The 20,080-nt window shown below is 66.5% G+C and carries 16 protein-coding genes; 7 read left to right on the top strand and 9 right to left on the bottom strand.

Translation table 11 applies throughout. From position 1 onward, the window contains the following. Positions 1–18: 18 nt before the first annotated feature. From Q8T13_09280 to Q8T13_09295, 4 genes are all read right to left on the bottom strand, one after another. Positions 19–1,713 carry a GMC family oxidoreductase gene (locus tag Q8T13_09280; protein ID MDP3717939.1) on the bottom strand — a complete coding sequence of 565 codons (1,695 nt, stop codon included), beginning with the start codon at positions 1,711–1,713 and terminating at the stop codon, positions 19–21. Next, on the bottom strand, positions 1,710–2,276 hold the full coding sequence (locus tag Q8T13_09285; protein MDP3717940.1) for a gluconate 2-dehydrogenase subunit 3 family protein: 567 nt from the start codon (positions 2,274–2,276) through the stop codon (positions 1,710–1,712). The genes Q8T13_09280 and Q8T13_09285 overlap by 4 nt, the downstream gene beginning before the upstream one ends. A 33-nt stretch (positions 2,277–2,309) precedes the next feature. Then, positions 2,310–3,206, bottom strand: a complete 897-nt coding sequence (locus Q8T13_09290) for a sugar phosphate isomerase/epimerase (GenBank protein ID MDP3717941.1) — start codon at positions 3,204–3,206, stop codon at positions 2,310–2,312. Between the two features lie 156 nt (positions 3,207–3,362). Further along, complete coding sequence (locus tag Q8T13_09295) at positions 3,363–4,895, bottom strand: carbamoyltransferase C-terminal domain-containing protein (GenBank protein MDP3717942.1); 1,533 nt, start codon at positions 4,893–4,895, stop codon at positions 3,363–3,365. A gap of 175 nt (positions 4,896–5,070) precedes the next feature. Here Q8T13_09295 and Q8T13_09300 point away from each other — a divergent pair, with 175 nt between their 5' ends. Next, positions 5,071–6,801, top strand: a complete 1,731-nt coding sequence (locus Q8T13_09300) for a VWA domain-containing protein (protein MDP3717943.1) — start codon at positions 5,071–5,073, stop codon at positions 6,799–6,801. Then, complete coding sequence (locus tag Q8T13_09305; protein MDP3717944.1) at positions 6,798–7,211, top strand: hypothetical protein; 414 nt, start codon at positions 6,798–6,800, stop codon at positions 7,209–7,211. The genes Q8T13_09300 and Q8T13_09305 overlap by 4 nt, the downstream gene beginning before the upstream one ends. Positions 7,212–7,227: 16 nt before the next feature. Here the strand turns inward: Q8T13_09305 and Q8T13_09310 are convergent, their stop codons facing one another. Further along, positions 7,228–7,839 carry a Crp/Fnr family transcriptional regulator gene (locus Q8T13_09310; GenBank protein MDP3717945.1) on the bottom strand — a complete coding sequence of 204 codons (612 nt, stop codon included), beginning with the start codon at positions 7,837–7,839 and terminating at the stop codon, positions 7,228–7,230. A gap of 280 nt (positions 7,840–8,119) precedes the next feature. Between Q8T13_09310 and Q8T13_09315 the strand changes: the two genes are divergently transcribed. The 4 genes from Q8T13_09315 (at position 8,120) to Q8T13_09330 (ending at position 14,901) form a co-directional block, all read left to right on the top strand. After that, a complete protein-coding gene (locus Q8T13_09315; protein MDP3717946.1) occupies positions 8,120–8,461 on the top strand; it encodes a PadR family transcriptional regulator in 342 nt (113 codons plus the stop codon). A 1-nt stretch (position 8,462) separates the two neighbouring features. Beyond that, entirely contained in the window at positions 8,463–11,186 is a 2,724-nt protein-coding gene (locus tag Q8T13_09320) for an ABC transporter permease (protein ID MDP3717947.1), read from the top strand. Positions 11,187–11,255: 69 nt separating this feature from the next. Further along, positions 11,256–11,909 (top strand): GntR family transcriptional regulator, encoded by a 654-nt coding sequence (locus Q8T13_09325; GenBank protein ID MDP3717948.1) that lies wholly within the window; start codon positions 11,256–11,258, stop codon positions 11,907–11,909. Between the two features lie 55 nt (positions 11,910–11,964). Then, a complete protein-coding gene (locus Q8T13_09330; GenBank protein ID MDP3717949.1) occupies positions 11,965–14,901 on the top strand; it encodes a carboxypeptidase regulatory-like domain-containing protein in 2,937 nt (978 codons plus the stop codon). A 204-nt stretch (positions 14,902–15,105) separates the two neighbouring features. Here Q8T13_09330 and Q8T13_09335 read toward each other — a convergent pair whose 3' ends face one another. Both Q8T13_09335 and pgeF read right to left on the bottom strand, forming a co-directional pair. Continuing rightward, positions 15,106–15,561 (bottom strand): DUF697 domain-containing protein, encoded by a 456-nt coding sequence (locus tag Q8T13_09335; protein ID MDP3717950.1) that lies wholly within the window; start codon positions 15,559–15,561, stop codon positions 15,106–15,108. Between the two features lie 16 nt (positions 15,562–15,577). Further along, positions 15,578–16,279 carry a peptidoglycan editing factor PgeF gene (pgeF, locus tag Q8T13_09340; protein MDP3717951.1) on the bottom strand — a complete coding sequence of 234 codons (702 nt, stop codon included), beginning with the start codon at positions 16,277–16,279 and terminating at the stop codon, positions 15,578–15,580. Between the two features lie 210 nt (positions 16,280–16,489). Between pgeF and Q8T13_09345 the strand changes: the two genes are divergently transcribed. Further along, positions 16,490–16,858, top strand: coding sequence for a hypothetical protein (locus Q8T13_09345; protein MDP3717952.1), 369 nt, complete (start codon positions 16,490–16,492; stop codon positions 16,856–16,858). Positions 16,859–16,895: 37 nt separating this feature from the next. On the opposite strand, the gene Q8T13_09350 is transcribed toward Q8T13_09345, so the two are convergent. Together Q8T13_09350 and ftsZ are read right to left on the bottom strand one after the other, a co-directional pair. Beyond that, positions 16,896–18,638 (bottom strand): radical SAM protein, encoded by a 1,743-nt coding sequence (locus Q8T13_09350; GenBank protein ID MDP3717953.1) that lies wholly within the window; start codon positions 18,636–18,638, stop codon positions 16,896–16,898. A gap of 79 nt (positions 18,639–18,717) precedes the next feature. Next, positions 18,718–19,986: a cell division protein FtsZ gene (gene ftsZ / locus Q8T13_09355; protein MDP3717954.1), complete on the bottom strand. Its 1,269-nt coding sequence runs from the start codon at positions 19,984–19,986 to the stop codon at positions 18,718–18,720. Positions 19,987–20,080: the final 94 nt, after the last annotated feature.

The following is a 20,080-nucleotide window of genomic DNA, read 5'->3' on the forward strand; positions in this document are numbered from 1 at the left end:
GCGGCAGCAAGCTGGCCGCTAGAGAGTGCCGCGTTTGATCTCGTCCACCGCGTAATGGCACGCGCGGGCCGTAAGCGCCATGTAGGTGAGCGACGGGTTCTGATTACCGCTCGACGTCATACACGCGCCATCGGTCACGAACAGGTTGGGCGAATCCCAGGCCTGGTTCCAGCCGTTCAGCACCGACGTGCGGCGATCCCGTCCCATGCGGGCAGTGCCCATTTCGTGGTTCGTATTGCCGGGCGTGCTAATCCGCGTGTCGGGCCGAACCCGCCTCGCACCGGCCTTCTCGATCATCTCGGCAGCCGTCACGTTCATGTCCTTGTGGATGGCGAGTTCGTTGGGGCCCCAGGCGCAGTCAATGTGCAGCACCGGGATGCCCCACGCGTCGACCGTGGTCGGGTGCAGGGTGCAGCGATTCTCCGCGCGCGGCAGCATCTCGCCGAAGCCGTTCAAGGCCATCGTCCACGGGCCAAGGTCGCTCAACGTTCGTTTGAGCCCGATACCAATGCCGGGGGTTTGAACCCGCGCCTGCCACCCCGGACGGGAGCCGCCTCCCTGGAAGCCATAGCCGCGAATGAAGTCTTTGTGGCGGGTGCCGACGTTGCGGAACCGCGGCACATAGATGCCGTTGGGTCTCGCACCGCTGACCCGGCGATCGGTCCAGCCGTCGAACTCGCCGGTGGCGCCACCCCACTTGATATGGTCCATGATGTTGCGGCCGACTTGCCCGCTGGAGTTGGCCACGCCGTCTGGGTGCTGCGCGGTCCGGGAGTTGAGCAGGATGCGGCTGCTCTCGATGGCCGACGCGCACAAGAAGACAATGCGCGCCCGGAACTCGTGCGACACCCGGGTCTGCGCGTCGATGACGTGTACTCCCGATACCTTGCCGCTCGACGGATCGACCGTCAGGTGCCTCACGATGCTGTATGGGCGGAGAGTCATCCGGCCGGTCGCCTCAGCTGCCGGGAGCGTGGCGTTGAGCGCACTGAAGTACGAACGCGTCACGCAACCCCGATGACACGGTCCGCAGTAGTGACAGGCGGCCCGGCCGTTGAGGGGTGCGGTCAGCACCGCGGCGCGGCCGATCGTCATCAACCGCTCGCCGGGAAACGATGAGCGAATGCGCTCGGCGACGTGCGTCTCGACGCAGTTCATCGTCATCGGCGGCAGAAACGGACCATCAGGCAGGTGCGCCAGGCCCTCGCGCTGGCCGCTCACGCCAATGAACGACTCGACACGGTCGTACCACGGCGCGAGGTCCTGGTAGCGAATCGGCCAGTCAACGGCGATGCCGTCGCGGGCGTTGGCTTCGAAGTCCAGGTCGCTCCAGCGATAGACCTGGCGGCCCCAGATCGTCGACTTGCCGCCCACCTGCCGCGATCGAAACCAGTCGAATGGCTTGTCTTGAGGAGTCGTGTACGGATTGTCCACATCGTCGGCCCACGAACGATGGCTCCATTCATCGAACGAGACCGATCGGCGTTGCTTCGGCTGACGGCTCTCCACGTATCGGCGATCGCCCAGGCCCCGAAAGGGCATGGCCCAGACGGGCTTGTGCTCCGAGTAGTCCTCCGAAGGGACCAGCAGGCGCCCGGCCTCGAGCACGAGGGTGCGCAGCCCAAGCTCGGTGAGTTCCTTGGCGGCCCAGCCGCCGGTCATGCCGGAGCCGATGACGATCGCGTCGTAGTCCGGAGCGTTCTGTTGGCTCATGGCTGAACCTGTGCTTTCCGAGGCCGGGGCGCGTACGGCGCGCAACCGTCATAACGTCCAGGCAAAGGCCATTGGCCGAGCTCCCGGACGACACCGACCTCGGAAGTGAAGTAGCCCCAGATGGTGAGGTACTTCACCGCTCCGAACCAGTGAGTGGGCCCTTCTCGATCCAGTTCCAGAAGGAGCGCGTCCTGCTCGGCACTCGGGCATGCGGCGAACGAGCGGCCAAATCGTGTTCGCGCCAGCGCGTCGAGTGATTCGAGCCCGGCAACGACGCGGGTTCGTTCCGCCTGGTCGTGCCAATCCCGGAGCATGCGGTCGATGAATGCGGGCACGCCGGCGGCCGTGGCGCCAGGCGTGTCGTCGGCGGGGATGATGCGCTCGCACGCGGCGGTGAGGGTCTGCACCACGGATCCCGGCAGTGAGTCGGCGGCCGGCTGGCCGGCACCAACGGCGAGATGCACTTCCCTGCCCCACGCCAGCAACTCGTCTGGAAACAGCGATCCCAGGAGCGGTGCCGCCGCGCCACTCGCCAATCCCCGCAGCACGTCGCGACGGTCCATCGAACTCTGCCTATCTCGGAGCGATCGCTCCGCTCAAATCGTTTGACCCAGGCGGTCGGTGAGGTAGCGGCGATTCAACTCCGCCGCTTCTTTCGGGCTGCGTGCGCCATCGGGGACGGCATCGAGCTCGACGACGATCCAGCCCTTGAATCCGACTTCCCCGAGCGCCTTCATGACTGCTGGCAGGTCGACGCGGCCGCGGCCCAACTCGACGAAGCGATATGGCCGCAACTGGACTAGACCGGGTTCCGGTGAGCGCGTCTCGACATCCTTGAGGTGCAGGAACAGGATCTGCGAGCCGTACTTCCGGATCGCCGCGGCCGGATCGCCACCGCCCTGAAGGTAGTGAGCCACATCCAGTTGCAGCCTGACGTAACGGGGATCGGCCGCGTCAAGAACGCGGTCAATCTCGTCGGGCGCCTCGCCCAGGCTCGCCATGTGATGGTGATAGCCGAGTGGGATGCCGACGTCCGCCGTTCGCTTTCCAAGCTCGGTGAGCCGGCTGCCCAAGGTCCGGTAATCGGCTGAAGTGATGGCACGCTTTGGGCGTGAGTCGATGATCTGCAGATAGAGGCCGCCAACGTCGCGCACAAATCGCGCGTGACGCGTGTGCCTCGCCATCTCTTCTGCTTCAAGAGTCGGATCAATGCCGAGGTTGCCGCTCGAGAGCGCCACCATCGTCAAGTGGTGACGCGCGAGCAATTCCTTGAGCTCGGCCGGACGGTCGCCAAAAACATCAACGGCCGCGGTCCGCAGTTGAACTCCGGGAAACCCGACGGCTTCGATATCGGCCAATGCCTGGCGATCGTTGCCACCCCACGTGATGGCCGCATAGCCAAACCGGAAGGGCTGTTGGGCCGCCCCTGACCACGGCACCGTCGTCGCCATGGCCGCCGAGGCCAACGTTCGGATTGCCTCGCGCCGATTCATGATCGCTCCAGTCGATGCGCGACCTGCGCCCCTCATCGCGACGACCGGTCGTGGTCGCGGGCGAATGATACACGAGGATGGCCCGGTATCGCCGGCCCCAGGCACCCAAACAGGTGAAGAACGTGGGTCGCGTAGCTCGACGAAGAAGAGGTCCCGCTACTTGCGCAGCACGAACCCTTCCATCGCCAGCAGATCGAGGCCGGTGCCGTAGAACACGCGGATGGCATCCCGGGGCGAGCACACCAGCGGCTCGTGAAAGCCGTTGAACGAGGTGTTCACCAGCGCCGGCGTGCCAGACAACTCACCCCAGCGCTCCAGCAGCCGCAGGTAGCGCGGCTCGTCCTCACCGACCGTATGCACCCGCACGGTCGTCGCTCCATTCGGCAGCAGCGTGCGGAACCGTTCCGGATCGCGCGGCGTGTACTCGTACTGCATGAACGGAGAGGGCTGCGGAGGCCCGGTGAGGCCGGCCGGCACCACGAACAGGTCGCCGAGGCGAGACCGCGGGACGCTGACGCCGTAGGTCCGAAACGCGGCTCGCTTCTTGAGATACCCGTTCAAGTTGTCGAGCACGTACGGCGAGAACGGGTCGGCCAGCACGGTCCGGTGCCCGAGCGCGCGCGGACCCCACTCGAGCCGCCCCTGAAACCAGCCCACCAGCCGCCCGGCCGCAATGGCTTCCAGCACGGTCTCCACGACCTGCTCGTCGCGCTGCAGGTCAAACGACAGCTTGCAGTTCTCGAGGGTGGCATTGATCTGCGCGGCGTCATACGCCGGCCCCAGGTAAGCACCTGAGGTGCCCGACACAGCAGGAGTACCGGCCGCCGCCGCGGCCAGCAAGGCCGCTCCCATGGCACTGCCGTTTCGTCCCGGATGCGCCGGCAGAAACGTGCGTTCAAACACCCCGCAGTGCGCCGCCGTGGTGTTCAGGTCGGTGTTGAAAAACAGGCCACCGCTCAGGCACACGTCCTTGGCTCCCGATGCTGTAGCCAATCGCCGCAGCAGCTCCACGAGGCATTCGCCGAGCCGGCGTTGCACCGACGCGGCGACGTCGCGCTGGCGCGACGCGTCACCCCGGGCGGCGTCGGTCACCAGCTCGCGAAAACGGGTGGGGACCTGCATGCCGGCGTCGGCGACGGCAATGGCGTCAGCGAGGCCGTGCTGGCGGTCCACGCCGGCGCGCGCCATGGCTTCGGTCAGGTGTTCGTCGCGCGCGGGCAGGAGACCCAGGGCCGCCGTGAGCTCGCTGTAGATGCGCGCGATCGGAAAGTTGCCGGCATCCACGTCGAGCGGCACGGCATCGGTCACGCCCGTGCCCCGGTAGTGCCACGCGCTCCAGCCCTTTGGAACGCTGGCGTCGCAGATGACGACCAGGGCGGAGCCGAAGCCTGAGGCGCGAAACGCGTATTCCGCATGCGCCTGGTGCGCCGCCACGTCGCGCCGGCCGGCCACGGCCCACGGCGTGGCGTCCTCGTCCCTGACCACCGCCGTGGCGGTGATGTCGCGGTCCTTGCGCCCGAGAAAAGTGAGCAATTCGGCGATGGCCAGATCCGGGCCGCCCAGGGTGGGTGCCTGCCGCGCCCGCGTCAGGCGATTCTCTTCGCACGCCGCAAGGCCGCGTCCGGTGTCGATTAAGGCGGCGGCCGGTCCCAGCCGCGCGCGGGCGATTCCAAGGTAGAGCGTTGCCATCCTGAATGAATGTTAGCGGGTATCTCCGCGTGACGCGGAGGACATCGCATTCCTCGAGGGGAGACATGAGCAACGTTCGCTCAACTTGACGGCGCCTTTCGAGCTGATTATTTTTATTTTCCAGAACAGTTCGACACCTGCTGCGGGAGTCTTTTCAAAAGGAGGGACGACTACCATGCGCCAGGCGATTACCACCGCCCTTGCTTGTTTACTGACCGCCGCTGCCGGCCACGCGCAGGGCGGCTCACCGTCACAGCAGCCTTCAGCCACCTTCAGGACCGACGTCAACCTGGTCGAAGTCCACGCGGTCGTCACCGACGCCCGCGGCGAGTTCGTGAGGGACCTGACCCGGGACGATTTCAAAATCTTCGAATCGGGCCGGGTGCAGACGCCGTCGGTCTTTCAGCTCGTCGATACGCCGATGGCGGCGCAGACGCGGAAGACCACCTCGCTCACCGCGGAACCCGACGTCCGCGCCAGCGCGGCCCGGTTCGAAGGCCGGCTCTATGTGCTCGTCCTCGACGACCTGCACACCAACGCACTCCGATCGCAGTCGGTCAGGCGCGCCGCGCGGCAGTTCATCGAACGCCATCTCGCCGATGGTGACCTCGCCGCGGTCGTGCATACCAGCGGCCGCAGCGACGCCGGCCAGGAGTTGACGCCCAGCCGGCGGCTGCTGCTCGCCGCCGTGGACCGGTTCCACGGCCAGAAACTACCGTCCATCACCGCCGAACGGCTCGCGGTGCACCTGAACGATCGCGACCTGGAACGCGCCATGAACTCGAGCGGCGACACCGGCAGTGCCTCGTCGTCGAACGCCACGTCGCGGACGGAGGATCCGCGTGACGCCGAGCGGGGCATGAATGCGCAACGCGCGCTGGGCGCCATCCGCAACATCGCGAAATGGATGTCGGACGTGCCGGGCCGCCGCAAGTCGCTCGTGCTGTTCAGCGAAGGCATCGAGTACGACATCTACGATGTCTTCAACAACCGCGCCGCCTCGAGCATCATGGCCGACGCGCGCGACGCGGTTGCCGCCGCGCAGCGCGCCAACGTGACAATCTTCGCAGTCGATCCGCGGGGACTGACCCAGCTTGGTGATGAGGCCATCACGATCCAGAGCCTCTCGGACGACCCGCAGGTCGACTACGGGACTTCGCGCGGGTTCGCCAACGAGTTGCTGATGGCGCAGGAAAGCCTGATCTCGCTCGCGCAGGAAACCGGCGGCCTCGCCGTCGTCCGCCAGAGCGACCTCGCCGGCGGCCTCGCGCGCATCGAGCGTGACACCAGCCGCTACTACATCCTGGGGTATGTGGCCGACCCCACGACCTCGCCCGGGAAGTTTCGAAAGATCGAGGTGAAAGTAAACCGGCCCGGCCTGACGATCCGGGCACGCCGGGGCTATGTGCCAGCCGACTTGAAGTCTGCTGAACGCCGCGACACCGGCGTCAAGGCGGGGACATCGCCGGCCCTGGCGGCCGCGTTGGGCAACCCCGTGCCGGTGGGCGACGTGCCCATGCGTGTCTGGGCCGCGCCGTTCAAGGGCACTGGCAAAAGCGCGTCGGTCGCGCTCGCGGTTGAAATCGACGGTTCGGCGTTGCAGTACCGGCAGCAGGGCGATCGTTTCCTGGAGAATCTCGAACTCTCGATTGTCGCCGCCGATCACGACGGCAAGATCCGCGGCTCGGATCGCCAGACGCTGAACCTCAAGCTGAAACCGGAGACGCACCAGCGGCTGACCTCGGGCGGGGGGGTGCGCATGCTGTCGAGAATCGAACTGCCGCCAGCGCGCTACCAGCTGCGGGTCGGCCTGCACGAGTCGAACGGCGGTGCCGTCAGCACCGTGCCACTCGACCTGAGGTTCCCGACTACGCAAAACTGCCGTTTGCGCTCAGTGGACTGGTGATCACGTCCACCGCGGCGCCACGGTTGATGACGCCGCGGCCGGATCCGCTCCTGAAGGAGGCGCTGCCCCTGCCGCCGGTGGCCACCCGGTCGTTCGACCCGACGGAGACGATGGCGGTGTTTGCCGAGATCTACGACCGGTCGGCGCCGTCGCCGCACGAGGTCGACGTCAAGGTCGTGGTGGTGCCCGATGGCAGCTCGAGCCCTGTCTTCGCCGCCACGGAGACGCAGACGATGGCCGCCTCGGCCACCACCCGGACGCACGGCTACCGGGCCGAGATTCCGCTGAACGGCATGGCGCCCGGCGACTACGTGCTGCGGCTCGAAGCCTCGTCGCGGGCCGGCAACCACACGGCAGCTCGTGAGATTCCGTTCACGGTCGGCCGGTCGTTGGCCGTACCGACGCACTAAGGCCGAAACAGGCGGGTCAGTCGTACAGGAGGGCGGTCAACAAGGTGGTGTTGACCGTGAGCGGCTGGCCCGCCTGGTATTCGATGAAGCCAAGGCTCTTGAACCTGTTCAAGAAGAAGTTGACCCGCGAGCGGGTGGTGCCAATCATCTCTGCCAGCGTCTCTTGCGCGATCGGCGGCACGGTGACTAGCGGCGCGCCCTCTGACAGGTCCTTCGCCAGCAGCAGCAGCGTCCGAGCCAGTCGCTTCTCGGCCGGGTGGAAGAGATGGTCGATCAAGTCGTCTTCGATCCGGACGTTGCGGTTCAGGATGTGAGCGATGAACCGGCTCGAGACGTCGTCCGGCCGGTAGAGCAAGGCGGCCATCGCGGTCTTGGCCACTGAGATGACCGAACACTGGCCGACCGCGCGGGCGGTCGCCGTCCGGTACGGCTGACCGGCGAGGGCGCCCTCGCCGAAGAATTGGCAAGAGTTCAGCATCGCGATGACCCCAAACTTGCCGGCGCTCGACAACACCGACAGCTTGATGCAGCCCGACTCGAGGTACATCACCTGCTCCGCGCGATCACCTTGACTGTAGATAACCTCGCCCGGTGCGTAATGGGTGGCGCTCTCTGCGAGCGGCTGCACACGAGGCAGGTCTTGAGTACAGAGGGCAAGGGGGCCCTGACGAGGGGCAAGGGCCGTGTTCATGTGCCGTTAGCTCATGCATACCTGATGCCGCCCAAAACAGCCCGTTATTATCGTGCGGCGGCATTTCGGGAAGGTCTGGAGTCGCGCTGCTACCACTTCTAGGCTGCGGCAAGCTCAGTTAGAGCGATTTGTCCGTGAATCAGCCTCTTGAGTGGCTCTCCTTGACAACTTAGGAGAGGCCGGCATATCTTCCTATACCAACTTAGGAGAGACCGCCGTGTCTAGATCTGCCGACCTTCTGCCGGGGACCCTGGATTTGCTGATCCTGAAGTCCGTCTCGCTTGGAACCCTGCATGGCTACGCGGTGCTGCTGCGCATTGAGCAGATTACCGGCGGCGCCCTGCAGATTCAGCAGGGCGCGCTCTACCCGGCTCTGTATCGGCTCGAATCGCAAGGGCTGATCGAGAGCGAGTGGGGCCTCTCTGACAACAATCGCCGCGCCAAGTACTACAAGTTGACCACCGCCGGCAGGCAACGACTGCGCGACGAGTCGGCCGGCTGGAACCGCCTGGCGGTGGCGATGGCCTCGGCCCTGCGCGCGACGAGCCAGGAGATCTGACATGCGCCAGCTGTTCTCGTGGGCGCGGATCCTCTGGCGCGGCCTGCGACGCCCGGCACAGCTCGACGCGGACATGCGCGACGAGATGCGGTTTCACATCGAGATGGAGACCGAACGCAGGATCCAGCAGGGCCTTGACCCGGCCGAGGCGCGGCGGCAGGCAGCGATCGCGTTTGGCGGCATCGAGAAGTACCGCGGCGCCGGCCGCGATGTCCTTGGCGTGACGTGGCTGCGCGGGCTGTCGACCGACACCAGGCTCGGAGTCCGCATGCTGATGAAGCACCCGGGCCTGACCCTGGTCGCAGTGTTCGCGCTCTCGCTCGCGATCGGCGCCGGCGCCGGCTATCTCGAGTTCACCCGGGATCTGATGCATGGCCGCCTGCCCTTCCCCGACGGCGAGCGCATCGTCGGCATCCAGAACTGGGACCAACAATCCGGCGACCCCGAACACCGGGCGACGTTCGAGTTCGTCAGCTGGCGGGGCCGCCTCGCCTCGATCGAAGATCTCGGCGCCTACCGCGCGCTCAATCGCAACCTGGTCGCGGAAGATGGCCGCGCGGAACCGGTGCGCGGCGTCGAGATCAGCGCGTCGGCGTTTCACATCGCCGGGGTCCCGCCCTTGCATGGGCGCCCGCTCGTCCCGGACGACGAGCGCGCCGGCGCCGCCCCGGTCGTCGTGCTCGGCTACGACGTGTGGACCGGGCGCTTTGGGTCTGACCCATCGGTCGTCGGCCGAGCGGTCAAGCTTGACCAGGCACACCACACGGTCGTCGGCGTGATGCCGCCCGGCTTCGGCTTCCCGATCAGCCACAACCTGTGGGTGCCGCTGCAACTGGGCAACACGGCCCCGCCCGGACGCTCCGGCGCGCCCCTTCGGATCTTCGGCAAGCTTGCGGCGGGCTACGGGACAGCGCAGGCGCAGGCCGAGCTGACGGCGATCGCCCTGCAAGCCGCCACTGCCTTCCCGGAGACACAGACGCACATCCGGCCGGTGGTGAAGCTCTACGTCCAGTCGCTGTGGTCGGCGGTGGAAGACTCAGAGATCCAGACGATCGTGTTCTACGCCGCCAACCTGTTCTTCGTCGGGTTGCTCGTGGTGTGCGGCGCGAACATCGCCACCCTGGTGTTCGCGCGCACCGCGACCCGCGAGGCCGAGATCAGCGTGCGCACGGCACTCGGCGCCAGCCGCGCGCGCATCGCGGGACAACTGTTTGCCGAGGCCCTGGTGCTGACGTCGATGGCGGCGGTCATCGGCCTGGCCGTGGCCTATTTCGGCCTGCTGTGGGTGATGCAGGTCGTGGCCGAGGGCCAGGGGCAGCGCACCTGGTTCTGGTGGAATGACCAGCTGTCGCCGGAGACCTTCGCATATGCCGCGCTGCTGGCGATCGTCGCGGCGGTGATGATCGGCGTGGTGCCGGCGCTCAAGGCCACGGGCCCACGGGTGCAGGATCGGCTGAAGCACGCCACCGGCGGCTCGGCCCCCGGACTGAAGTTCGGCGGCATCTGGACGGGAGTGATCGTCTCGCAGGTCGCGCTGACGGTGGTCTTCCTCGCCGTGACCGGCACGCTCGGCTGGGGCCTGTTCTTCCAGAATGCCGGCGACCGGGAGCTGACCTTCTGCGCCGACCAGTACGTAGTCATGCGTCTCAACATGGACCGGGAGGTGCCGAATGGGCCGGCGACTGATCCCGAGGAAGACGCGCGTTTCCGGCGCCGATTGGGTGCACGGTACGACGACTTCGCGCGGCGCGCGACCGCGGAACCGGCGGTCCGGGGCATTTCATATGGGTCGCGCGTGCCAGGGATGAATCACCTTTCGCTGCCGATCGAAGTGGAAGGTCTCGCAGTGCCTGACGAGGGCGTGATCGTGAAAACCGCGGCGACGGGCGTGCGCTTGTTGACCACGTTCAACGCGACCGTGGTCGCCGGGCGGGCGTTTACGGAAGCGGACCTCGCCCCTGGGCGCGAAGTGGCCGTGGTTGACCAGAGTTTTGTTCGCCACGTGCTGGGCGGCGGAAACGCCGTTGGCCGCCGCTACCGCAAGGCGGCAGGCCGGGAGCACGGCGCCGAGGCGGGCCCCTGGGTCGAAATCGTCGGCGTCGTCGGCGACCTGACCTCCGAGACGCACAAGAAGGCGAGCGATGCGGTGGTCTATCGACCGACGCCGGCTGACGCGACCTACCCCCTGTATGTCGCCGTTCATGTCGCTGGCGACACCACACCGGTGATGTGGCGGCTCAGGGTGCTCGGGGCGGAGGTTGACCCTTCACTCCGGCTCGACGAGGTCCAGACCCTCGACCAGCTGAAAGTGGCGGATCGCGTGGCAATCGATTTCTTTCTCCGTTTGTTGGGTGGCATCGGATTGGTGGCCCTCGTGCTGGCGACCGCCGGTGTCTATGCCCTGATGGCCTTCACCGTGTCGAGGCGGACCACGGAGATTGGTATTCGCCTCGCGCTCGGCGCCTCGTCCGGACGCATCGTGATGACGACATTCTCCCGGGCACTGGCGCAGGTCGGCCTGGGCGTGTTGGTGGGCAGCGTGCCAGCGGTCGCGATTGCGGCGTCGCTCGGGCCGGAGGTGGCGGTCAGCGCCAGTGCGACGACGACCGCCGTGATCTGCATCACGGCCGCAGGGGTGGTGGCGGTTGTGACGCTGCTCGCCTGCTACGTTCCTGCTCGCCGCGCGCTCGATATTCAGCCCACCGACGCCCTCAAGACGACCTGAGTGCGATTGCACGTTTTCTGGAACCAATGGCGAAATCAAGCCTGAATCAGCCTGTATACTGGCTGCATTCTGGCTGATACCTCCCAGGTCGACCGCGCCTACGCCAGCATCAAGGCCGCCATTATTGACGGGCGCTACCCGCCGGGTGCGCCGCTTTCGGAACCGGTGCTGGCCGGCAGCCACGGCATGTCGCGCACACCAATCCGAGAAGGCCTGTCCCGCCTGTGGCAGGAGGGGTATCTCGATCGCATCCAGGGACGCGGATACTTTGTCGCGCGGGTCACGCTGCAGACTGTCCACGACAACTTCGATGTGCGCCGCCTGCTCGAAGGCGCGGCGGCCGCCCGGGCGGCCGAACTGGCCACGCCCGATGAGATTGCGCTCTTGCGCGAGCTCGCGGCGCTGCCGGCCCGGGACTACCGCGAGGCGGAAGCGGCCAACGCCCGGTTCCATCTCGCGATCGCCCGCGCGGCCCGCAACACGCTGGCCACCGAACTGATCGAGCGGTGCCTCGGACAAATCGATCGCTTCCTGTCGCTCGGCGTCTCGCCCGGCCAGTTTCAGTCGGGCGCCGCCGAAGCGCACCTCCAGATTGTCCATGCCATCGCCGGCCGCGACGCAGCGGCCGCGAAGGCGTTGATGGAAGACCACCTCGACTGCGGCAGCGATCGCATGAAGCACGCGTTGCTGCGGGGCGAGATTTCCGGCGTCGGCGTGAAGTAGCAGTTTGGATTGTTGTTCTTGGTTGTCCTCCTGGAGGCTTCAAATGAGATCACGAATGTGGATAGGGCTGGCCGTGCTGGTGCTCACGGCAACGACAGCAGCGGCCCAGCAAGGCACGTCCGAACTGCGCGGACGGGTCGTCGATGACCAGGGCGGCGTGCTGCCCGGCGTGACGGTCACGGTCACCAACCAGGCGACCGGCATGTTCCGCGAAACCGTGTCCGCCGGCGACGGCTCGTTCATCGCCAGCGGCCTGGTGCCCGGCACCTACCGCGCCACGGCGGAGCTGCAAGGCTTCAAGAAGTTCGACCGCCAAGATTTGCGACTCGAAGTCGGCCGGACCACCAGCATCGAGGTCACCATGTCGGTGGGCGGGCTCGAAGAGACCGTCAACGTCACTGCGGTCTCGCCGATTGTCGACCTGACCTCGAAGGAACTGGGCGGCAACATCACCAGCGACACGCTGGTCAAGCTGCCCAGCGTCAACGGCAACTTCGTCGGCTTTGTCGGCCTGCTGCCGGGCATCGTGCCCTCGGTCAGCACCGAATCGTTCGGCAGCGACTCGATCTCGGCGAACGGCCAGGATCCGCGCAACAACAACTACATGCTCGACGGCAGCAACAACAACGACGACGTGATCGGGCAGCGAGCGGGCACGCAGGCGCGCACCCCGATCGAGGCGATCCAGGAGTTCCAGGTGATCACCGGCCAGTACGACGCGCAGTACGGCCGTACCTCGGGCGCGGTTGTCAATGCCGTAACCAAGGCCGGCACCAACAACTTCCGCGGCGTGGTGTTCGGGTTCGTGCAGGACACCAAGCTCACCAGCAACCACTTCTTCGCGAAGCAGAACAACCTGCCCAAGCCGGAAACCAAGTACGAGCGCTGGGGCGGCACCTACGGCGGCCCGATCGTGAAGAACAAGGTCCACTTTTTTTCTAGCGTGGAGCGATTCTCGATCGACCGGCCGAACGCCATCAATATCCCCGCACGCCCGGAGTTCAACGGCACCCAGGTGACGGCCGACCGGGTGTGGAACACCATCATTCGCGGCGACCACCAGGTCAGCAACAACACGACCTACAGCATCCGCTGGCTCCGCGAGCAGTCGCCGCAGGTGAACCAGATCATTGGCGCCGTCACGCCGGCAGCCAACCGCGAGGAGTCGGACGTCGACCAGACGGTAGCGGGCAGCCTGAACATGGTGCTATCGAACACCAGGGTCAACACCCTCCGCATCAGCTGGACCCGCGAGAACGTCACCTTCGCCAACAACTGCTTCAACACCAACGGCCGCGACATGACGAAGTGCCCGGTCACGTTGCAGTTCCAGGACTACACCGACCAGCAGAGCAACACCGCTTCGTCGCGGATCAACGACGCCATCCAGGTCGAGAACACCCTCGCCTGGTTTATTCCGGGCCGGGGCGGCGACCACGATTTGAAGCTCGGCGCGCAGTATTCGTACTCGACCGCCTACAACACCAACGATGGCAACCTGAACGGGACCTTCCAGTTCCAGCGCAGCAATGTGCCGTTCAATCCGGGTATTCCGTCAACCTATCCTGATCGGCTGCAGGTTCGCGTCGGGGGGGCCAACATCTTCTACCAGAAGGCGCATTACATCTCGGGGTTCGTCCAGGACAAGTGGCGCCTCGGCAACAACGTGACGCTGAACCTCGGCGCCCGCTACGACGTCGAGTTGATCCCGTTTCCCGATGAAGACGACGACCCGCTGGTCGACAAGCACCCTGTCGACAAGAACAACCTGGCACCCCGCCTCGGCTTCACCTACGACATCGGCGGCAAGAGCGTGGTCCGCGTTGGCCTCGGCCGCTTCTACGACAAGACGCACTTCGAGGTGATTGGCGGCCTCTACACCGGGACACCGTTCACCAGCTCATTCCTCGTGAACTTCCCGACCGCGGCGGCCGACAACGGCCCGCGCAACGGACAGCTGCCGACTGACCCGTTCCTCGTCAACGGCCCGGTGCTCAACCGGGCGCTGCTCGACCAGCTCTACCCTGGCGGACAGCGCCTGCGAAATACCGGCGCCACCTGGGACAACCCCGACCGCCGGACCCCCTACACGGACGAGGTCAGTATCGGCTACGAGCGCCAGCTGCGCGCGGAACTGAGCGTGAGCGCCGACTACATCTACTCGCGCGGCCGCGACCTGCTGATGCAGCGCGTCCTCAATCCGCAGATCCGCTCGAACGCCACGGTGGCGGCCTCGACCCTGACGCGCGTGCCGAGCGCCGACCTCACCGCCGCGGTCGCCGACCTGGCCGCCAAGTACCCCGGCTTCGCCCCGTTCACCACCAACGTGATTCAGTACGTGAACGTCGGCGAGCTCGATTACAACGCGTTGATGCTCCAGTTGAAGAAACGCTTCAGCAACAATTACAGCGCGCAAGTGTCGTACACGCTGGCCAAGTCGAACGGCAACACCTCGGGCAACGGCGCGCCGCAGAGCGGCTTCCAGGTGCGCGACGACTTGCGGCTCGACTTGAACGAGGGTCCCACCGACTTCGACAACCGCCACAACCTCACGATCAGCGGCACTGCTCTCATCCCGCGGACCGGCGGCCTCAACATCAGCTGGGTGGCGCGCGCGTTGAGCGGACGGCCCTTCTCGCTGACCAATGCCAACGTCGATCCCGACCTCAACGGCGTGCAGGCCGAGCCGCTGCCGGCCGGTGACTACAAGGGCAACGGCAACAATGCCTACACGGTCAGCGGCTACACGCCGACGCGCAACGGCGCCCGCGGTCCGGGGTTCTTCGGCCTCGACATGCGCGTCGGCTATGCCTTCAAGGTGGGGGGCCAGCGCAAGCTCGAGATCTCCGCCGACCTGTTCAACCTGACCGATCGCACGAACTTCGCCAACCCGACCGGGAACCAGGCGTCGCCGCAGTTCCTCCTCCTCACGGCGTATAGCACCAGCTATTCGCCCCGGAAAGCACAGCTCGGCGTGCGCCTGGAATTCTAGGGGCCACCGATTAGTCAGTGAACCGCAGAAGGCCGGGATCATTCCGGCCTTCTCAATTTTCATGGCGGGCCCGGAGTTCAAGCTCATCGCTACCAATTCGATGAGTGAGATGTTGATGGCGACGCCAGCCCTGTCGGAGGGCGTGATGTACGTCCGCGCCTTGTCGACGCTGTTGGCGACCGGCAGACGCTGATCGCCCGTCAGTTACGCGGCCGGAGTGTCATGGGCGGCGTGCTGCGCCCAGAAGGCATGGCGCCATGCGCGGTGTAGCTTCTCCATGTCGACATCTGTCAAGGTGCCGCCCGACTCGAAGTGCTCGATCAGGGTTCGGCCCAGGCCGTAGGTGACGACCGCCGACCCCCCCGCCATGGCGACCCACCCAACCAGGCCGGTCATCACGGGAAGGCGCTTGAGAATGGTGTTCTGCAAGCCGAACCCCAGCCACCCGGGCACGAACGCCGCGCCCAGGGCGAGCAGGATGCCGCGCGCGCTTTCCTTCGAGAACTCGACGCCGTACAAGTGCGACAGTTCCCGAATCAGGGCGAGATGCAAGGCCGTGAGGGCCGCCATGCCCAGGAACGGGGCGGTGATCAGTCCCGCGCCACCGGAGGTGAGTGCGTACCTCTTCAGAATGGACGAGGCCGTGGCAGCGCGCGACATGGTGCTGGCACAAACTTTACAACGGAACCGGAACCGCAACCACCGCAGCCATGCGGCCGGCCCGCTCGCCGACCAGCCGGTACGAGTCGAAGATCTCCGGGTGGGCCAGGGTGCTGAGACCGCAAACGAAGATGCGCCCGGCCGCGACCCCAGCATCGATCAGCTGGTCGCGGTTGGCCGCCCATAGGTCCAGGGTCAGCCGCGCATCGCCACGATTGAACCATCGCGCCAGGTCGCTGGCGCGGTGCCCGGCCTGCTGGAACATCTCGATCAGCGACTCACCCACGTCGTAATCGCCAGGCCCGATGCTGGGGCCGATCGCGACCGTCAGGTCCGACGGCTCGGTCCCGAAGTGGTGGCGCATGGCCTCGACCGCGGCCGGTCCCACGCGCGCGCAGGTGCCACGCCAGCCGGCGTGAATGGCGCCGGCGGCGCCGCTTGCGCGATCGGCCACGATCATGGGTACACAGTCGGCGACCATCACCGCCAGCACGAGACCCGGCACGTTCGAGACGACGGCATCGCCATCGGGCTTCACGTCGCCATCGGGCTTCGCCGTGGCATCGGCCCCGGTCGTGCTGCCCCGCGCCAGCACGCGGACCACGTTGCCGTGGACTTGCTTGACGCGGCGCACGTGTTCTGGTGCTCCGCCTACCGACGCCGCGGCCGCCGCCCACCCCTCAGGGTTCGGCAACTGCAGTTGCTTTGATGTGAACACGTGTTGCGCGCTCGTCTCGAGCGGCGTGCACCTGAGCGCGTGCCCCCAAGGCTCGACAGTCCAACGAAATGCGGGCGCGGGCGGCGGCAGGCTCATTGGACGACCGCCGGCCACGCGCAACTGACGTTACCGTCGGCGCCGCGATGATCACGATCTTGCGCCTGATTCGATGCCTTTCGCCTTGGCATCGCCCTTGATAGCTCCCATTGCGTGAACGAACACAACAAGACGGGCCGCTCGCCACTGGTGGCCGCTGCCCGCGAACTGGAGAGAACCATGGTGGTCAAGATCATGCCGAACGACAAGGGAACACCGTCAGGGAAACTGGCCGATGCGGAAGTGCACTTCACCGATGGCGAGATGCAGGGGCTCAGGCTGCTCGGGTTCGCGGTGTGGGAACGCCGCACCGGCGTGGGCCGCAACGTCACCTTTCCCTCCCGCACCTATTCGGTCAACGGCGAGCGGCGCAGCTTCTCGCTGCTGCGGCCGGTCACCGACCAGACCGCGCAAGACAAGGTGCGCGACCTGGTGCTGCAGGCGTACTCCGAGTTCGAGTCGCAGGCGGCCGTCGCCAGTTGAAGGACGCCGCACCGCCGCCGGCTGTCGTGCCGGGTGATCAACTGATCACCGGCAGCAGGCGCGCGTTGTCCTTGGCGCGCTTTGGCGGCAGGGTCCACTCGGCGCGCGTGCTCTTCTCGAACTCGGCGCGGAAGAAGGGCTCCTTCATGCCGCCGTCGATGATGTTCCAGGGCAGCACCGCGTCGTTGGTGCGGTCGCGGTAGATATAGAAGTCGCCGTCGAGGCCGGCGTCGGCCAGGGCCTTGCGCCATTGGCCGCCGTTGGCTTCGGCCTGCTCGATGGCCGCGGCAATGCGCCGGTCGCCGAGCGAGAGCAGGGCCTGGTAGTACGAGTGCCGCTCGCTCTTGATGTTGAAGTAGACGTTGTCGACATCGGCCACCAGGGCGCGCAGCCGCTTCATCTTGGCCTCGATGACGTCGGTGCGTTCCATGGGCAGCCACTGGTAGGCGGTGCCCGGCTTCGGGACGAGCGGGTTGACGCTGGCGACAATGCGGCCAATCCGGCCGCGCGGCCGGGCGTGCTTCAGCATGATCTCGTGGATTTGCAGCGTCAGGTCACGAATCGCCACCAGGTCGTCATCGTCTTCGGTGGGCAGGCCGATCATGTAATAGAGCTTGAGGCTCTCGATGCCGCTCGAAAAGATCAGCTCGGCGCTGTCGAGGATCTCGGCGTTGGTCACCGTCTTGTTGATGACGCGGCGCAGGCGATCGGATCCGGTTTCCGGCGCGATGGTCAGGGTGCGCTCGCCGCTCTCCTTGAGCAGCGACACAATCGTCGGCGTCAGGTCGTCGAGGCGCAGCGACGCCGGGCTGATCGAGTAGCCCATGTCGCGAAGACTGCGCAGGATGTGTTCGATGTCGGGGTGATCGCACAGCGCGATCGACACCAGGCCGGCCTTCGACGAATGGGCGCGGGCGGCCTGGGCCAGGGCCAGGATCCGCTCGGTCGGGAACGCGCGCACCGGCAGGTAGTTGTAGCCGGCCCAGCAGAACCGGCACAGGTTCGCGCACCCGCGCACCACCTCGATGAGGAAGCGCGATCCGAACTCGGTGTCGGGCGTAAAGATGGTGGTCGATGGCGGGTCCACCGCCTCGGTGGTCTTCAGTGCCGCCTTGCGCACGACTGGCGGCGCGCCGGTGCCCTCGCGCGGCACGTAGCGGGCAATGGTGCCGTCGGCGGCGTACTCGACGTCGTAAAACGACGGGATGTAGTAACCACGCGCTTGCGCCAGCCGCTTCAGCTGTTCGCTGCGCGACGAGGTCGACATGGCGTCCACCAGTGCCGGGACCAGCGCCTCGCCTTCGCCGGCGGCAATCACGTCGGCGAACAGCGCGAGCGGCTCCGGGTTGACGAACGTCACCGCCCCGCCGATCACGACCAGCGGGTGCGTGTAATCACGGTCGGCCGCGCGCAACGGCACGCCGGCCAGCCGCAGCATGGTGAGGACGTTGGTGTAGTCCCACTCGAACGACACCGAGAAGGCAATGACATCGAAGTCCGCCACCGGCGTCTGCGACTCGAGCGTGACGATGCGCGTGCCGGCTTCGCGCAGCGCGGCCAGTTCCTGCTTGGGCGGCAGGAACGCGCGCTCGCACACGATGTCGGGCTGGTCGTTGAACAGGCGGTAGATGGTCTGGAAACCGAGGTTCGACATCCCCACGAAGTAGCTGTTGGGGAAGATCAGGGCAACCCGCAGCCGGTTGGCGTGCGGCTTGCGCACGTAGCCAACTTCCTTGGAAAGGATCTCCTGTGCGATCTCGCGTTGCTGTCGAGGCTTCATTCAGAAACGGGGGAGTCGCCGAGCTGGCGTTACGCCGGCGCCGCTCGCGGCTCCCCTGGATCTGTCTACTGTATCAGCCCTACCCCTCGCTCCGGCGGAGGAAGGCCGGCACGTCGAGGTCGAGGTTCAGGTCGAATTCGCCCGGCGGACCCTCCGGTGCCGCCAGCGGCATATCCCCGCCGTTCTGCCCCACCGCCACCGGCCGCGCCACCGCGGCCGGCATGTCGAGCGCCGGCCGGCGGACGATCGAGGCCCGCGGCTGAGCTGCCGTCGAGGTGTCGACACGAATCGGCTGCGAATAGGCCGACATGTCGGTCGGCGTCTGCATCGGGGCATGGGCCGGTGTCGAGCGGTCGGTCTTGACGTGATCGAAACCGGTCGCAATCACCGTGATCTTGACCTTGTTGGTCAGCGCCTTGTCGACGACCGCGCCGAAGATGATGTTGGCGTCTTCGTGCGCCGACTCCTGGATGATGGTGAGCGCCTCGTTCACCTCCATCAGCGACATGTCGGGGCCGCCGGTCACGTTGATGATTACGCCGCGCGCGCCCCGCACCGACGCGTCCTCGAGCAGCGGGCTCGAGATGGCGCGGTTGGCGGCGTCGACCGCACGCGACGGCCCCTCGGCCATGGCCGTGCCCATCATCGCCACGCCCATGCCCGACATGATGGTCTTGACGTCGGCGAAGTCGAGGTTGATCAGACCCGGCACCAAAATCAGGTCCGAGATGCCCTGAATCGCCTGCCGCAGCACATCGTCCGCGGTGACGAAAGCATCGAGCATCGAGGTGTCGCGGGCGATCACCGAGAGCAGCCGTTCGTTCGGAATGGTGATCACGGTGTCGACCGCGTCACGCAGCGACTCGAGGCCCAGCTCGGCTTGCCGATAGCGCTTCTTCCCCTCGAACTTGAACGGCTTGGTGACGACGGCAATGGTCAGCGCGCCGAGCTCGGTGGCGAGGCTGGCAATGACCGGCGCCGCGCCGGTGCCGGTGCCGCCGCCAAGGCCGGTGGTCACAAACACCATGTCGGCTCCCGACAGCGCCTGGATCAGCGCGTCGGTGTCCTCGAGCGCGGCCTGCCGGCCGACGTTCGGATCCGCGCCGGCGCCCAGCCCCTTGGTGAGCTTGCCGCCGATCTGGATCTTCACCGGCGCCGGGTTGGCCTTGAGGGCCTGGGCATCGGTGTTGGCGACCATGAACTCGACCCCGGAGATGCCGGCCTGCACCATCCGCGACACGGCATTGCTGCCGCCACCGCCCACCCCGACCACCTTGATTCGCGCGCCCATCCGCGCTTCTTCGTCGAGCGTGAGCCGCAGCGCCTCGAAGCCGTCTTGATCCGCCATCGTGCCTCCTCCGTCTATGTCGTTTCGCGTCGTCAAATCGCTGTATCCAGCAATCCCAAAATCCCTGGCCTCGATCGCCAAGTCACCAGATCAC

It is taken from the genome of Acidobacteriota bacterium, assembly GCA_030697165.1.
Classification (GTDB): Bacteria; Acidobacteriota; Vicinamibacteria; order Vicinamibacterales; family UBA2999; genus 12-FULL-67-14b.

Excerpts from the sequence above, each read along its gene's own strand:
- Q8T13_09335 (MDP3717950.1), bottom strand. The coding sequence starts at position 15,561 with ATGTCGCGCGCTGCCACGGCCTCGTCCATTCTGAAGAGGTACGCACTC.
- Q8T13_09300 (MDP3717943.1), top strand. The coding sequence starts at position 5,071 with ATGCGCCAGGCGATTACCACCGCCCTTGCTTGTTTACTGACCGCCGCT.
- Q8T13_09350 (MDP3717953.1), bottom strand. The coding sequence starts at position 18,638 with ATGAAGCCTCGACAGCAACGCGAGATCGCACAGGAGATCCTTTCCAAG.
- Q8T13_09285 (MDP3717940.1), bottom strand. The coding sequence starts at position 2,276 with ATGGACCGTCGCGACGTGCTGCGGGGATTGGCGAGTGGCGCGGCGGCA.
- Q8T13_09290 (MDP3717941.1), bottom strand. The coding sequence starts at position 3,206 with ATGAATCGGCGCGAGGCAATCCGAACGTTGGCCTCGGCGGCCATGGCG.
- ftsZ (MDP3717954.1), bottom strand. The coding sequence starts at position 19,986 with ATGGCGGATCAAGACGGCTTCGAGGCGCTGCGGCTCACGCTCGACGAA.
- Q8T13_09330 (MDP3717949.1), top strand. The coding sequence starts at position 11,965 with ATGTGGATAGGGCTGGCCGTGCTGGTGCTCACGGCAACGACAGCAGCG.
- Q8T13_09320 (MDP3717947.1), top strand. The coding sequence starts at position 8,463 with ATGCGCCAGCTGTTCTCGTGGGCGCGGATCCTCTGGCGCGGCCTGCGA.
- Q8T13_09280 (MDP3717939.1), bottom strand. The coding sequence starts at position 1,713 with ATGAGCCAACAGAACGCTCCGGACTACGACGCGATCGTCATCGGCTCC.
- Q8T13_09295 (MDP3717942.1), bottom strand. The coding sequence starts at position 4,895 with ATGGCAACGCTCTACCTTGGAATCGCCCGCGCGCGGCTGGGACCGGCC.